We start from the raw sequence: 276 nt of genomic DNA, 5'->3' as shown, positions 1-276 counted from the left end.
CGTGGTGCTCGACGCGGGCGCGCTCAACGGCGGCGTGTGCGCAGCCGTGGGGGCGCCGTTCATCCTCACCCCGCATGCGGGCGAGATGGCGTTCATGTGCGGCGGGCGCAAAGAAGACGTGGAGCGCAGCCCGCTGGAGCATGCCGTCAAGATGGCGAGTGACACCTCCAGCGTGGTGGTGCTCAAGGGACCGCGCACGTTGATCGTCGGGCCTGATGGAGAGGCGTGGATTCACGAGGGCGGAGGTCCCGGCCTCGGCACCTCCGGTTCGGGTGA

1 protein-coding gene is annotated in these 276 nt (G+C 69.6%); it reads left to right on the top strand.

Annotated elements, in window-relative coordinates; genetic code table 11:
- Positions 1-276 (top strand): NAD(P)H-hydrate dehydratase (locus KVS69_RS19485; protein WP_302675390.1); only part of this gene is annotated, 276 nt, incomplete at both ends.

Source organism: Stenotrophomonas sp. GbtcB23 (genome assembly GCF_019091045.1).
Classification (GTDB): Bacteria; Pseudomonadota; Gammaproteobacteria; order Xanthomonadales; family Xanthomonadaceae; genus Stenotrophomonas; species Stenotrophomonas rhizophila_A.
This window is presented reverse-complemented; position numbering and strand designations above follow the sequence as displayed.